At 52.5% G+C, this 12,327-nt stretch carries 12 protein-coding genes; 8 read left to right on the top strand and 4 right to left on the bottom strand.

Annotation, left to right across the window (positions count from 1 at the left end; genetic code table 11):
• The first annotated feature begins 23 nt into the window (after positions 1–23).
• The 3 genes from ACO0U8_RS03870 to ACO0U8_RS03860 all read left to right on the top strand — a co-directional run bounded on the left by ACO0U8_RS03870 (position 24) and on the right by ACO0U8_RS03860 (position 1,441).
• Complete coding sequence (locus ACO0U8_RS03870) at positions 24–155, top strand: hypothetical protein (RefSeq protein ID WP_256370271.1); 132 nt, start codon at positions 24–26, stop codon at positions 153–155.
• A 253-nt stretch (positions 156–408) separates the two neighbouring features.
• A complete protein-coding gene (locus ACO0U8_RS03865) occupies positions 409–774 on the top strand; it encodes a DUF2502 domain-containing protein (protein WP_056778656.1) in 366 nt (121 codons plus the stop codon).
• Positions 775–1,183: 409 nt separating this feature from the next.
• On the top strand, positions 1,184–1,441 hold the full coding sequence (locus tag ACO0U8_RS03860) for a hypothetical protein (RefSeq protein ID WP_056778659.1): 258 nt from the start codon (positions 1,184–1,186) through the stop codon (positions 1,439–1,441).
• Positions 1,442–1,506: 65 nt separating this feature from the next.
• Here the strand turns inward: ACO0U8_RS03860 and ACO0U8_RS03855 are convergent, their stop codons facing one another.
• Entirely contained in the window at positions 1,507–1,953 is a 447-nt protein-coding gene (locus ACO0U8_RS03855; RefSeq protein ID WP_421670337.1) for a universal stress protein, read from the bottom strand.
• A 14-nt stretch (positions 1,954–1,967) separates the two neighbouring features.
• Complete coding sequence (locus tag ACO0U8_RS03850; RefSeq protein WP_122095758.1) at positions 1,968–2,747, bottom strand: IclR family transcriptional regulator; 780 nt, start codon at positions 2,745–2,747, stop codon at positions 1,968–1,970.
• Positions 2,748–2,999: 252 nt separating this feature from the next.
• On the opposite strand from ACO0U8_RS03850, the gene ACO0U8_RS03845 reads away from it, so the two are divergent.
• Both ACO0U8_RS03845 and ACO0U8_RS03840 read left to right on the top strand, forming a co-directional pair.
• On the top strand, positions 3,000–4,613 hold the full coding sequence (locus ACO0U8_RS03845; RefSeq protein WP_421670336.1) for an MFS transporter: 1,614 nt from the start codon (positions 3,000–3,002) through the stop codon (positions 4,611–4,613).
• 74 nt (positions 4,614–4,687) lie between these two features.
• On the top strand, positions 4,688–5,722 hold the full coding sequence (locus tag ACO0U8_RS03840) for an HlyD family secretion protein (RefSeq protein ID WP_421670335.1): 1,035 nt from the start codon (positions 4,688–4,690) through the stop codon (positions 5,720–5,722).
• Between the two features lie 94 nt (positions 5,723–5,816).
• On the opposite strand, the gene mdoC is transcribed toward ACO0U8_RS03840, so the two are convergent.
• Positions 5,817–7,001 (bottom strand): glucans biosynthesis protein MdoC, encoded by a 1,185-nt coding sequence (gene mdoC, locus ACO0U8_RS03835; protein WP_056778670.1) that lies wholly within the window; start codon positions 6,999–7,001, stop codon positions 5,817–5,819.
• 331 nt (positions 7,002–7,332) lie between these two features.
• On the opposite strand from mdoC, the gene ACO0U8_RS03830 reads away from it, so the two are divergent.
• The 3 genes from ACO0U8_RS03830 to ACO0U8_RS03820 all read left to right on the top strand — a co-directional run bounded on the left by ACO0U8_RS03830 (position 7,333) and on the right by ACO0U8_RS03820 (position 11,909).
• Positions 7,333–8,868 (top strand): glucan biosynthesis protein G, encoded by a 1,536-nt coding sequence (locus ACO0U8_RS03830; protein ID WP_056779164.1) that lies wholly within the window; start codon positions 7,333–7,335, stop codon positions 8,866–8,868.
• A complete protein-coding gene (mdoH, locus tag ACO0U8_RS03825; protein WP_136376638.1) occupies positions 8,861–11,449 on the top strand; it encodes a glucans biosynthesis glucosyltransferase MdoH in 2,589 nt (862 codons plus the stop codon). Before ACO0U8_RS03830 ends, mdoH begins: the two co-directional genes overlap by 8 nt.
• 214 nt (positions 11,450–11,663) lie before the next feature.
• Positions 11,664–11,909, top strand: a complete 246-nt coding sequence (locus tag ACO0U8_RS03820) for a YceK/YidQ family lipoprotein (protein ID WP_056778675.1) — start codon at positions 11,664–11,666, stop codon at positions 11,907–11,909.
• Positions 11,910–11,912: 3 nt separating this feature from the next.
• Here ACO0U8_RS03820 and ACO0U8_RS03815 read toward each other — a convergent pair whose 3' ends face one another.
• On the bottom strand, positions 11,913–12,320 hold the full coding sequence (locus tag ACO0U8_RS03815; protein WP_421670334.1) for a MysB family protein: 408 nt from the start codon (positions 12,318–12,320) through the stop codon (positions 11,913–11,915).
• Positions 12,321–12,327 lie beyond the last annotated feature (7 nt).

Below are 12,327 nucleotides of genomic sequence, written 5' to 3'. Positions count from 1 at the left end.
TTTGAACATTTAAGGTGATGAACATGAGCGACGATATTTTTGATTTTGACATTGATGCTGCACTGGTGTCCGCGGAAGAAAAAGCGGCTGAGAAAGCAGCAGCAGTGCCTGAGGCTGTTCAGGATGAAAGTGACTGTGAAGGCTGCAAAATCTAAATTTTGCCCCGAAGTACAGTAAAACAAGAAACCGCTTCGGCGGTTTTTTTGTGTCTGACATTTATGGGCGTTCACGTTTTTTTCACCGAATCTCCTTTACTGACATAGCGTTGCGCAGTCATCTCCCTCAGCCCTTTTTGACGCAAATGTAAGGATAGCGAAAGGACATTTTTTTTGGGATAAATTCCTATAGAACAGGAAGATAGCGGGAGGTAATTTGTCACCACCTGATAAGCAGGTCGTGAGGTTTATAATGAAAAAACTGATTCTTGTTCTCGCCGTTTTGCTGACTTTGCCGGCTCTCGCGCACGCAAACGTCGAGCTGGGGGTGAACATGCCGGGGCTGTCACTGCATATTGGTGACCGCGACCCGCGCGGATATTATTGGGATGGCGGAGACTGGCGTCCGCCGGGCTGGTGGGATGAACATTATCGTGATGAGGGGCGTGGACACTGGGTGTATTACGAACCCGCTCCGCCACCGCCGCCACGCTACTGGCACCATGAACACTGGCATGAAGGTCCGCCACCCGGTTACTGGCGTGACGGCCCTCCTGGGCACTGGCGCGATGGGCCACCGGGACACTGGCGTGAAGGGCCACCTCCCGGTCGCTGGTAAAGCAAGAGCGACAGAACAGACCACACAGAATTAAACAAATTTTGGGAACAGGGTTGGCGGTGGTGATGCAAATGCATCCCTAACGTCAGTTCTGTTCCTTTTACGTTTTTATCACGTCAAAAATCGATTGTTACTTTGGTAATTAATTGATTAAAAATATGTGAATACAAAAATACATTAATAAGATTTATGGAAATGACGTCCATTTTAAAATAATTAATCAATGAAGCCCGTAAACAGGCATTTAGGACGGATTGCAGCTTGCTAACTGCAATTAATATGTTAATTTTCTGTTATGTGAAATCAGCAATGGATGGCCCGAACGCAACGCGTGCCTGATCTCATATTCAGTATTTTAAGGAAGCTTTTCATCAGGTGCGTCAGACTTATTTTACTGTGAGCTCCTCTTATGCACTTGATTAAAAATGATTTTGAATACCGTTCCTGGATGCTTGAAGCCTATTTCCGCCAGGATAATATCTACGGTGATACCCTTCTGACCGAAGAAGAGATGGAAGATTTTCTTTTTGACTCCCGCCCGCAGGAATATCCTTGCCTCGGCATGGTGACACCGTCAAAACAGAATCCTCTGGACAGCGATATCATGTTTTTCTATCGCAACAACATTAATGACTGGGCGATGTCCATGGGCCTGATGAATAGTTAACAGGCGGATTGCTCAGAGATAAAAAAAGCGCCAGAGCGGCGCTTTTTGCATTTTATCGCCGGGGATTAATTTCCGCGAACTTCGACCAAAACAGGGCAGGGCGCATGGGCGATAACGTCAGCGCTGACGGAGCCTTTCATCATACGACCGAATGCCGAGAGCTGACGGTGACCGATGACGATCACCGATGCATGAATTCTTTTGGCTTCGCAGACCAGCGCTTCCCCTGCGTCACCGATAATCAGATTCCCTTTAGCCTTGACCCCTGCCAGCTGCAGCGTTTTCAGCGCATTACCCACCACAGCGCGTGCAGTATTTTGTTCTTCTTCTGCGGGAGGATAATCGATGATTTCACCGGGAACATCACCATTATCTTCAAGTGCATAGGATTCATCGATACAGCAGGTGACATATACCGTTGCCTGATGGCTGCTTGCCAGCTGACGGGCAAGATCGACGACAACGGCGGATTGTTTAGAGCCATCTACGGCCAGCAAAATAACATCAAACACGGTCACTCCTGGGTTTAGTTGTTTTGGCTCAACTTACCAATTTCGCCAATCAATGCGTTTTTGCAATCAAGCAGGGCTTCGCGGATTTGTGCTTCTTTTGCCTCACGGCGCGGGGTTGGAAAAAGCACCGAAACTGAGTAGCGACCCAAGATGGTGTCGATGGCCACAGCCAGCGTCGAAACGCCGTCTACGGTTTCGCCGTTTTCCATTGAGATCCCGCTTTCACGCACGTCTGCAATTTTTTCCAGCAGAGAATCGAGAGTGCGCACGGTATGTTCGGTGGCCGGTTCCAGCACATCCCCGACCAGCGCGCGGATCTCTTCATCTGTTTTGAGTGACAAAAGTGCCCGTCCGCCGGAGGTACTGTAAATAGGCAGATTCAGACCCACTCTTGGCACCACGCGTAATTCCCGCTCAGCGACAATGCTGTGAATGTTGGCTATCTGGCGGCCACTGGCGCGCCCCAGTGAGACGGTTTCATCGGTCATTTCGCTGAGCTGACGAAGAAACGGTGAGGCAATGGCGATGACATCGGTATGCACCGTCGACACCAGCTTAAGCAGTGTTGGCCCGAGCCTGACGCCGCCGCTGCCTTCGGATCGCACCAGCCCTTCCTCGGCGAGTGCAGCGACGATGCGTTGAACGGTGGAGCGGGGCAAATCGACATCATTCGCGATCGCGCCAAGGCTCATCCCGTGTGGATGTTTCCCCAGCGCATTAAGAATGGTTGCCGCGCGTGAAATCACCTGGATCCCGCCGCTGCGTTCTTCATCTCCTGCTATGTCCTGTGCCATCAATTCTCCTTTGTCACCGTGGGGTGATCCTTACCAAAGCTGTACTGCCAATGTAATGGCTGGGCGGTCTGAAAACAATTTTAATCACATTGCAATACAGTGCACCGTATTATAGTATTTAAGCATGTACCGCATTGTGGTGCAATGCATCGAAATTAAAGTGATAGCGATCGCATTCCCCTCTGTGTTGCCCCACACCTGCCTTTCCACGGTCGGCGTATCAATGATTATGCGTCGATGTTAATGAGCGAAATGATGAACCCATCGGACACACCCGCATCTGCCCCCGGCAGTGCCGCGCAGCCCGTTCCGCCGGCCTTTACTCTGAGGCTGGTGATCGGATTACTCGGCGTATTAATTGCCTCGCTGTGCTCGGGCCTTAACGATCGTGTCACTGATATCGCGCTGGCCGATGTACGTGGCGCGTTGAGTATCAGCAGCGATCAAGGTTCCTGGCTGATTGGTGTTTATCAGGCTGCCGAAGTGGCGGCGATGATGCTTGCCCCCTGGTTTGCCATGACCTTTTCGCTGCGTCGATTTACGCTGTTTGTCACCTTCGGTTTTTTGCTGCTGGCCGCATTACTGCCTTTCGCGCCTGATTTGCCGGTATTCATTGCCTTGCGCACCGTGCAGGGCATATTCGGCGGGGCGTTGCCGCCGTTGCTGATGACGGCTGCTCTGCGCTTTATGCCGCCTCATTACAAGTTATACGGGCTGAGCGCCTATGCCCTGACGGCGACATTTGGTCCAAATATGGCCACTTCTTTAGCTGCCCTCTGGACAGACTATGTGGGCTGGGAATGGGTTTTCTGGCAGGTCATCCCGCCTTGTCTTCTGGCAATCATCATGGTCGGTTATGGCATTCCACAGGATCCTCTGCGCTTCGAGCGTTTTAAACAGATGGATAAGGTGGGCATGCTGACAGGGTGCAGCGGCATTTCCCTTCTGGTGCTGTCATTGCAACAGGGAGAGCGTCTGGACTGGTTCAACTCTCCGCTGATCACGCTGATGTTTTTTGCCGCGCTGGCACTGCTGACAATTTTTCTGGTCAATGAATGGCACCATCCGCTGCCTCTCTTCAAATTACAAATGCTCAAACGCCACAATCTGGCCCACGGGTTGATCACGTTGTTTGCGCTGATGTTCCTGTTTTTATCGGGCTCTGCGCTGCCGTCCAGTTACATGGAACAGGTCGGCGGATTCCGCGCCGTCCAGGTGGGGCCGCTGGCGCTGACCATCGGGCTGCCGCAACTCTTACTTGCGCCGCTGGTGGCGTTTGTACTCACCATCCGCCGCGTGGACAGCCGCTGGGTGCTGGCCTGCGGGCTGGGGCTGATCGGTGTTTCCTGCTATCTGGGCACGTACATGACCAGCGCCTGGGCGCGGGATAATTTCTATCTGATTCAGATGATGCAGGCGTTAGGCCAGCCGATGGCCGTTTTGCCGATTCTGATGAGTGCGACCAGTGTCGTTCAGCCGCAGGAAGGACCTTTTGCTTCGGCGATGTTCAACACCACGCGCGGTCTGGGCAGCGTGATGGGCGGTGCGATGTTGGGCGTTTTTGTCAGCCACCGGGAACAGTTTCATTCCAACGTATTGCTTAACCACGCCGGTAGCGTGAGCTATCTGCTTTCACAGCCTTACGGCGGCGAAAGCAGTTTCCTTGCACCGCTCAACGGCGACGGAACGGCGATCTCGACCGAAGTGATCACCCAGTTTTCCAGGCTGGTGAAAAAGCAGGCGCTGGTGCTGGGGCTGGCAGACACCTATCTGGTGATCATCGGGCTGGCGCTGTTGTTGATCCTGCTGGCGGCCATTTTGCCAAAGCGTACCTATCCGCCGCAGTCGCTGGTGAATCGTTCCTGAACCATCAGTGACCTGACCCCGTCATTACCAAAATATGTGCATTTCTTTATAAGAAAAAATGAGAGAAAAGAATCATGATAAAAAAATTACCCGTTCGCCTGAGCTGGCTGGTCGCCGCCCTCGTCGTGATATTGCTGGCTGGGATGGCCTTCTGGATATTGACCGGTGAGAGCAACCCTGGCACGGATGATGCCTTTGTTTCTGCGGACTCCACGCTGGTCGCGCCAAGGATTTCCGGCACCATCACTCAGGTGTATGTGCGGGATAATCAGGCGGTGAAAGCCGGGGAAGTGATGGCGCGCATTGATGACCGGGATTATCGGAATGCGGTGCTGACGGCGGCCGCCAGCCTTGAAACGGCGAATGCCAAAATGCTCAGCCTGACTGCCCAGTTAGCAAAACAAGAGCAAACTATTTTGCAGGCACAGGCGCAGGTGAACGCCGACAGCGCCGGGATTGCCTATGCGCGCCAGAGTGCTGACCGCTATAAACGCCTGCTGCAAAATGGTTCAGGCACCGCCGACGCGCGGGATGAATCAGATGCGAATTTGCGATCAAAACTGGCCGCTCAGCAAAGTGATATGGCGGCGGCGCAGGCGGCGATAAAACAAATTGACGTGCTTAAAGCCGGACAGGCGGAAGCTCAGGCGGCAATCGATTCAGCCGCAACGGCGCTGGCCCAGGCGAAATTGAATCTCTCGTACACAGAAATCACAGCACCGGTTGACGGTATTGTCGGGCAGCGTTCCCTGCGCATCGGCGGTTATGTCAGTGCGGGCTCCCGCGTTCTGGCCGTCGTTCCGCTTCACGAGGCCTATATTGTGGCGAATTATCTTGAGACACAGTTAGGGGATGTCAGAGCCGGTCAGGCTGCAGACATAAAAGTTGATGCACTGCCGGGCCTGGTGCTGAAGGGAAAAGTGGACAGTATTTCTCCGGCGACCGGTGTGACCTTTTCTCCCATATCCCCGGACAATGCCACCGGGAATTACACCAAGGTGGTGCAACGTCTGGCAGTAAAAATTGTGCTGGAACCCAATCAGCCCGATGCGAATCGTCTTAAAGTGGGCATGTCAGTGATTCCGACGATCATTACCGCTGAACGATAATTCAGTCGCCGGTCATCCGAACTGAATAAAAAAGGCGGCCCTGCGTGAGTGCGGGGCCGCCTTTGTTGATCTTCCGTCCGGCATTATAAAACGATCATGAAGCCTGATTTTGCGGCGGGGTAGGGCCGGTTTCATTCTTTTTAGCCACATGCTGCGGTTTGCCTGAGAACAGGAAACGCAGGAGCGGAATACGTTTATGCACCTCATAAAGCACAAAGGCGATACCGAACACGAACACCAGACCCAGCCAGAATCCCATCCAGTCGCTGTGAATTTTTGGAGTAATAAACGCACCATAAATCAGCGTTAACGGGTGGTGAATCAGGTAGATGAACAAAGAGGAGTTCACCAGGTAAGTGATCCACGGTGCCTGGAAGTTCAGCAGATAGTGGCTGAAGGAGAACACCACGTTCACCATCAGGATACCCAGCAAGGTGGTGACAATGGCGTCAATCTCCATCGAGTACAGCTGCGGGGTGTTCACGTGCTGATTGAACATGTAAACCGCAAACAGCAGGAGGCTCACTACCCCGGCGGTAGCCGATGGCTTGATGAACAGTTCCTTTAACCATGAGAACTTATAAGCAAAAGCGCCAATAATGAAAAATGGCAGATAAAACAACGTCTGCATCACGATAAAGTTAAAGGCACCGTTGGAAAGTAAATCCGGCGCGAAAAGATACAATGCACGGTTAAAGGTCGCATAAATTAAGCCGATAAATAAAAATAAGATTGAGAGCTTTCCTAAACTGTTTGTTCGGCTTTTAATTAATTGAATGCGATTAGTCTTAATTTCTTTTATGAATTTAAACAGGTAAAAACAAATGCTGGTGAGAATAACCAAGGTTAACAGGAACCATAAATGGGACACTAATTCCCAGACGGTGATGTTAATTTTCTGATAGAGCCCCATTGTGCTCCAGTCGGAAAATTTGCTGGTGTACTTCATCAGGAAATAGAGTTGCGGCAGAGTAATCAACGGGAATGCGGCAGCCAGCGGGATGGCAACCCGTTCAAGACGCACCTTAAGCCACTGGTGCGAGTCATACCGCTCGTAGAGCATATAAGAGAAGTAGCCTGAGATAACGAAGAACACCTGCATGCGGAAGGCGTGGATCACGTCATTGAAGATCGTCAGGCCATGCGAGGGTATTGCACTGTTTACCGCCCAGATATGACTGGAGTAAATCAATGATATATGGAACGGAATACCCAGCAGCATCAAATATGCGCGGATGGAGTCTAAAAAGAACTCACGTTGTGGTTTTTGTGGTTTCATCACGTATCCGTTGTATGCAGCTCATCCTAATTTTAGAGCGTAATTTGTCTTTAGGTTTATTTTCTCAGGTAACCAGAAATGAACGTGACTGACAATAGTATTACTCCGAACCTCAATCAGGCTTTCTTATAGGACAAGTTTCCATAGCCTGTGTTTCAACGAATTGATATCCTTGTACCCTGTTGCGCTTAAACGGTTCTTCAATGAATGAACCATCGACAGCTCAGGTTGTCGGAAACCTGACACTTCTCATGAAACAGTGACAGCAATTGCCTTAAGCGCGCTTAAAGGAGACAAGGTGTCGGATAAAAATTTTTCCATAGGGTCACGTATGATCAAAGTCCGTTTGCTAAGTGCCGCAGTGTTGATGGCCATGTTCACCTCATCTGCCTGGGCTTTTTCTATTGACGATGTTGCAAAACAAGCGAAAGCATTAGCCGATAAAGGCTACGAAGCGCCTAAAAGCAATTTACCGTCCCAGTTCCGCGATCTCAAATTCGCAGACTACCAACAAATTCAATTCAATCATGACAAAGCGTACTGGAAAGACCAGAACACGCCTTTCAAGCTTGAGTTCTACCACCAGGGGATGTACTTCGACACTCCGGTGAAAATCAATGAAGTGACGGCTAACGCAGTCAAAGAAATTAAGTACAGCCCGGACTACTTCAACTTTGGCAACGTCAAACATGACGCTGACTCAGTGAAAAACCTCGGCTTTGCCGGTTTCAAAGTGCTTTATCCGATCAATAAAGCAGACAAAGATGATGAAATAATGAGTGTGCTGGGTGCCAGCTACTTCCGCGTCATCGGTAAAGGCCAGGTGTATGGCTTGTCTGCCCGTGGTCTGGCTATCGATACCGCACTGGCATCGGGCGAAGAGTTCCCGCGTTTCCGTGAATTCTGGATCGAACGTCCTAATCCTGATGAAAAGCATTTAGTCATTTATGCCTTGCTGGATTCGCCGCGTGCGACCGGTGCTTACCGCATGGATGTGTATCCAGGTAAAGAAGCGACCGTAGACGTGCAGTCTAAAGTTTATCTGCGCGATAAAGTGGGCAAACTAGGCGTCGCTCCCCTGACCAGCATGTTCCTGTTCGGTGCAAATCAGCCGTCTCCGGTGATGAACTATCGTCCGGCGCTGCATGATTCCAACGGTCTGTCCATCCACGCCGGTAACGGTGAGTGGATCTGGCGTCCGCTGAACAATCCAAAACATCTGGCCGTCAGCCAGTTCTCCATGGAAAACCCGAAAGGGTTCGGCTTGTTGCAACGCGGCCGCAGCTTCTCTAACTTTGAAGATTTGGACGACCGTTACGATCTGCGTCCGAGCGGTTGGGTTGAAACCAAAGGCGACTGGGGTAAAGGGAAAGTTGAGCTGGTAGAAATTCCTACCGCCGATGAAACCAATGACAACATCGTCGCCTTCTGGACGCCGGATCAGTTACCTGATGCGGGTAAACCGCTGAACATGGACTACCGTCTGCACTTCACTATTGAAGAAGACAAATTGCATGCACCCGATCTGGCGTGGGTCGAACGTACCATGCGCTCAACCGGTGATGTTAAGCAGTCAAATCTGATCCGTGAACCAGATGGCAGCGTTGCCTTCCTGGTTGATTTTGTCGGTCCAAACCTCAAAGCCCTGAAAAGTGATACGCCGGTGGCGTCTCAGGTCAGCGTAGGCGACAACGGCGATCTGGTTGAAAACACTGTCCGCTATAATCCGGTAACCAAAGGCTGGCGTCTGACGCTGCGCCTGAAAGTGAAAGATCCGAAGAAAGCGATCGAAATGCGCGCTTCTCTGGCCAATGGCGATAAAACACTGAGTGAAACCTGGAGCTATCAGCTGCCTGCAAATGAATAAGTCAACGCACTCTACACATGATTACGTAGAAGCTTTGCCGCTTACTGAAGAACAGAAAGCGGCGCTCCTCCAGCAGCTTCCGGCTGCTGAAGGGGAAGCTTTTGCCACCGTGCACCGGCGCTTAGGCGCCGATGATACGGCTTCAGCGGTTGCCGCTGCGGCTGACATCGATGCGCCTCTGGCCTCGGTGAAAGCGCGCGTAGGCGGCAGCTGGCCTTACGCTCTGGAAAAGGGCTCGCTGGATGAAGTGGATAACGAAGGCCGCACCATCGCCAGCGCTATGCCACCGGTTAAGCGTTCCAGCATGTTCCCTGATGTCTGGCGCACCAACCCGGTAGGCCGTTTCTGGGACAATCTGATGGGGCGCAGCGCGGCTTCCCGTCACCGCGCCTCCGAAATGCCTGAATCCGAAAAACGCTGGCGTCATGCCGGTTCCGTTCGCCGTTATATCTTGCTGGCTCTGATGCTGGTGCAAACGGCGATCGCTACCTGGTACATGAAAACCATCCTGCCTTATCAGGGCTGGGCGCTGATCGACCCCGCAGATATGTTGAATCAGGACTGGCAACAGTCTGTGCTGCAATTGCTGCCTTATGTGTTGCAGACCGGTATTCTGGTGCTGTTTGCCATTTTGTTCTGTTGGGTATCGGCCGGTTTCTGGACCGCACTGATGGGCTTTTTACAACTGCTCATTGGCCGTGATAAATACAGCATCACGGCGTCCACCAAAGGCGACGAGCCGCTGAACCCGAATAACCGTACCGCGCTTATCATGCCGATTTGTAACGAAGACGTGGAGCGCGTATTCGCGGGCCTTCGTGCAACGTACGAATCCGTGAAAGCGACCGGTGATTTGGATCAGTTTGATATCTATGTCCTGAGCGACAGCTATGACCCGGATATCTGCGTGGCTGAACAGAAAGCCTGGATGGAAGTCTGCCGCGACGTAGACGGCCATGGCCGTATCTTCTATCGCCGCCGCCGTCGCCGTGTGAAACGCAAAAGCGGAAACATTGATGACTGGTGCCGCCGCTGGGGCGGGGAATATGCCTATATGGTGATCCTCGATGCCGACAGCGTGATGAGTGGCGAATGTCTGACCGGTCTGGCTCGTCTGATGGATGCTAACCCGAATGCCGGTATCATCCAGTCTTCGCCAAAAGCGTCCGGAATGGATACGTTGTATGCGCGTTGTCAGCAGTTCGCTACCCGCGTCTACGGCCCGCTGTTTACCGCGGGTCTGCACTTCTGGCAGCTGGGTGAATCCCACTACTGGGGGCACAACGCCATTATCCGCGTGAAACCTTTCATCGAGCACTGTGCGCTGGCACCGTTGCCGGGTGAAGGTTCATTTGCGGGCTCCATCATGTCGCATGACTTTGTGGAAGCGGCACTGATGCGTCGTGCGGGCTGGGGTGTCTGGATCGCCTACGATCTGCCGGGCAGTTATGAAGAGTTACCGCCAAACCTGCTGGATGAGCTGAAACGCGACCGCCGCTGGTGCCATGGTAACCTGATGAACTTCCGCCTGTTCCTGGTGAAAGGGATGCACCCGGTTCACCGTGCGGTGTTCCTGACCGGTGTCATGTCGTATCTTTCCGCACCGTTGTGGTTTACGTTCCTGGCCTTGTCTACCGCCTTGCAGGTGGTGCATACGCTGATGGAACCGCAGTACTTCCTGCAACCTCGCCAGCTGTTCCCGGTGTGGCCGCAATGGCGTCCTGAACTGGCAATCGCCTTGTTCTCGACCACCATGGTGCTGCTGTTCCTGCCAAAACTGCTGAGTATCGTCCTGATCTGGGCGAAGGGTGCGAAACAGTTTGGTGGCGGTTTCCGCCTGCTGATGTCCATGCTGCTGGAAATGCTGTTCTCGGTTCTTCTGGCCCCTGTGCGTATGCTGTTCCACACCGTCTTCGTGGTCAGTGCGTTCCTGGGCTGGGAAGTGGTCTGGAATTCACCGCAGCGTGACGATGATGACACGCCGTGGGGCGAAGCCTTCAAACGTCACGGATCTCAGCTGTTGCTGGGTGCTGTCTGGGCGGCCGGTATGGCCTGGCTGGACTTGCGTTTCCTGTGGTGGCTGGCGCCAATCGTCTTCTCTCTGATCTTGTCGCCAATCGTCTCAGTCTTGTCGAGCCGTGCAACGCTTGGGATTAAGAGTAAGCGAGCCAAACTGTTCCTGATCCCGGAAGAATACGATCCTCCGCGCGAACTGGTCGCCACCGAGGAATACCTCAAGCTGAACCGTGAACGTAAACTGCAAAACGGCTTTATGCACGCAGTGTTTGATCCGGCATTCAACGCACTGGCCTCCGCTATGGCCACATCACGCCACCTGCTGCGCGATGCGGTTGAAAACGGACGTCGCGCTCATCTTGAGCAGGCGCTGAAAACCGGGCCGAAAGATTTGGGCAAAGCCGATCGCCTCATTCTTCTGAGCGATCCGGTGCTGATGGCGCGTTTACACTCTGCGGTCTGGACGCAACCTGATCAGCAAGCGTGGGGCGAGTATTACAGTAAGTTGCCGCGTAATGCGCAGGCCTTCCCTGAAACTCAAACGCTGGAAGTTAAACCGGCCTGAGTTGACGTAAAGGGGCAGTAAAGATAAACGGACAGTATGTCATTTGCATACTGTCCGTTTTTTTATGGTGTGAAGTTCAGTGACTCTTTAACCCGCAGCGTATAAAATTTTACTTTGTCTTAACATGGCCGGTCTTAACGCGCATGCTAAGCTGACAGCGCTATTCAGCGCTCAACGGAGTGCTTCATTTGATTCAATTTGACAGGTTGTGTGAGTGATTAATCGGGGTGTTTTTCGCGGGTCTGTTCTGGCTTTGCTGGCCGTCACGCTCTCGGGATGTGGCAGTATCATCAGCCGCACGGTGCCGGGGCAGGGGCATGGCAATCAGTATTATCCTGGCGTGCAATGGGACCTTCGGGACAGTCCGTGGCGTTATGTCACTGTGATCGACGTTCCGCTGTCGATGATTGTCGACACCTTCATGCTGCCAGTTGACGCCCGCCACGGGCCTTACAATTAAACGTCAGTCGATGTCACGGCCCGGATAATCGTCTTCGTCATCCCACTCTTCTGCTGCTGCCGCACCTTCTTCGGTGTCGGTTTGCGGTTCGTGCTGGAATTCCCCTTCATCCCATTCGTACAGCGTCGCCTCTTCCAGCCACTCTTCTTCTAGTTCGATGACGTCGTAATCCTCATCGAAAATGGCCTGTGCAGCTGCACCGCTGCGGAAGGTCAGCGCATCAATGGATTCCCCTTCGGCGCTGAGAAATTCTGCCTGCCACATGATGTCGCCATCCTGCATGATGTATTTCTGCAAATTGAACTGATCGGGAAGTGGCTCTTCATCGCCCTGGATCCTGTCCTGCGCGGCTTCGAGAAATTCTTCGCGGGCGGCATCAATAGCTTCTTCAAGCGTTGCGTATAATGACATACTTTCT

It is taken from the genome of Rahnella sp. EDr1-12, from assembly GCF_049206505.1.
In the GTDB taxonomy this organism is placed as follows: Bacteria; Pseudomonadota; Gammaproteobacteria; order Enterobacterales; family Enterobacteriaceae; genus Rahnella; species Rahnella rivi.
This window is presented reverse-complemented; position numbering and strand designations above follow the sequence as displayed.

What these genes read in the sequence shown, in the direction of transcription:
- ACO0U8_RS03860 (WP_056778659.1), top strand. Translation starts at nt 1,184, where the DNA reads ATGCACTTGATTAAAAATGATTTTGAATACCGTTCCTGGATGCTTGAA.
- ACO0U8_RS03815 (WP_421670334.1), bottom strand. Translation starts at nt 12,320, where the DNA reads ATGTCATTATACGCAACGCTTGAAGAAGCTATTGATGCCGCCCGCGAA.
- ACO0U8_RS03870 (WP_256370271.1), top strand. Translation starts at nt 24, where the DNA reads ATGAGCGACGATATTTTTGATTTTGACATTGATGCTGCACTGGTGTCC.
- ACO0U8_RS03830 (WP_056779164.1), top strand. Translation starts at nt 7,333, where the DNA reads ATGATCAAAGTCCGTTTGCTAAGTGCCGCAGTGTTGATGGCCATGTTC.
- mdoC (WP_056778670.1), bottom strand. Translation starts at nt 7,001, where the DNA reads ATGAAACCACAAAAACCACAACGTGAGTTCTTTTTAGACTCCATCCGC.
- ACO0U8_RS03845 (WP_421670336.1), top strand. Translation starts at nt 3,000, where the DNA reads ATGATGAACCCATCGGACACACCCGCATCTGCCCCCGGCAGTGCCGCG.
- ACO0U8_RS03850 (WP_122095758.1), bottom strand. Translation starts at nt 2,747, where the DNA reads ATGGCACAGGACATAGCAGGAGATGAAGAACGCAGCGGCGGGATCCAG.
- mdoH (WP_136376638.1), top strand. Translation starts at nt 8,861, where the DNA reads ATGAATAAGTCAACGCACTCTACACATGATTACGTAGAAGCTTTGCCG.
- ACO0U8_RS03840 (WP_421670335.1), top strand. Translation starts at nt 4,688, where the DNA reads ATGATAAAAAAATTACCCGTTCGCCTGAGCTGGCTGGTCGCCGCCCTC.
- ACO0U8_RS03865 (WP_056778656.1), top strand. Translation starts at nt 409, where the DNA reads ATGAAAAAACTGATTCTTGTTCTCGCCGTTTTGCTGACTTTGCCGGCT.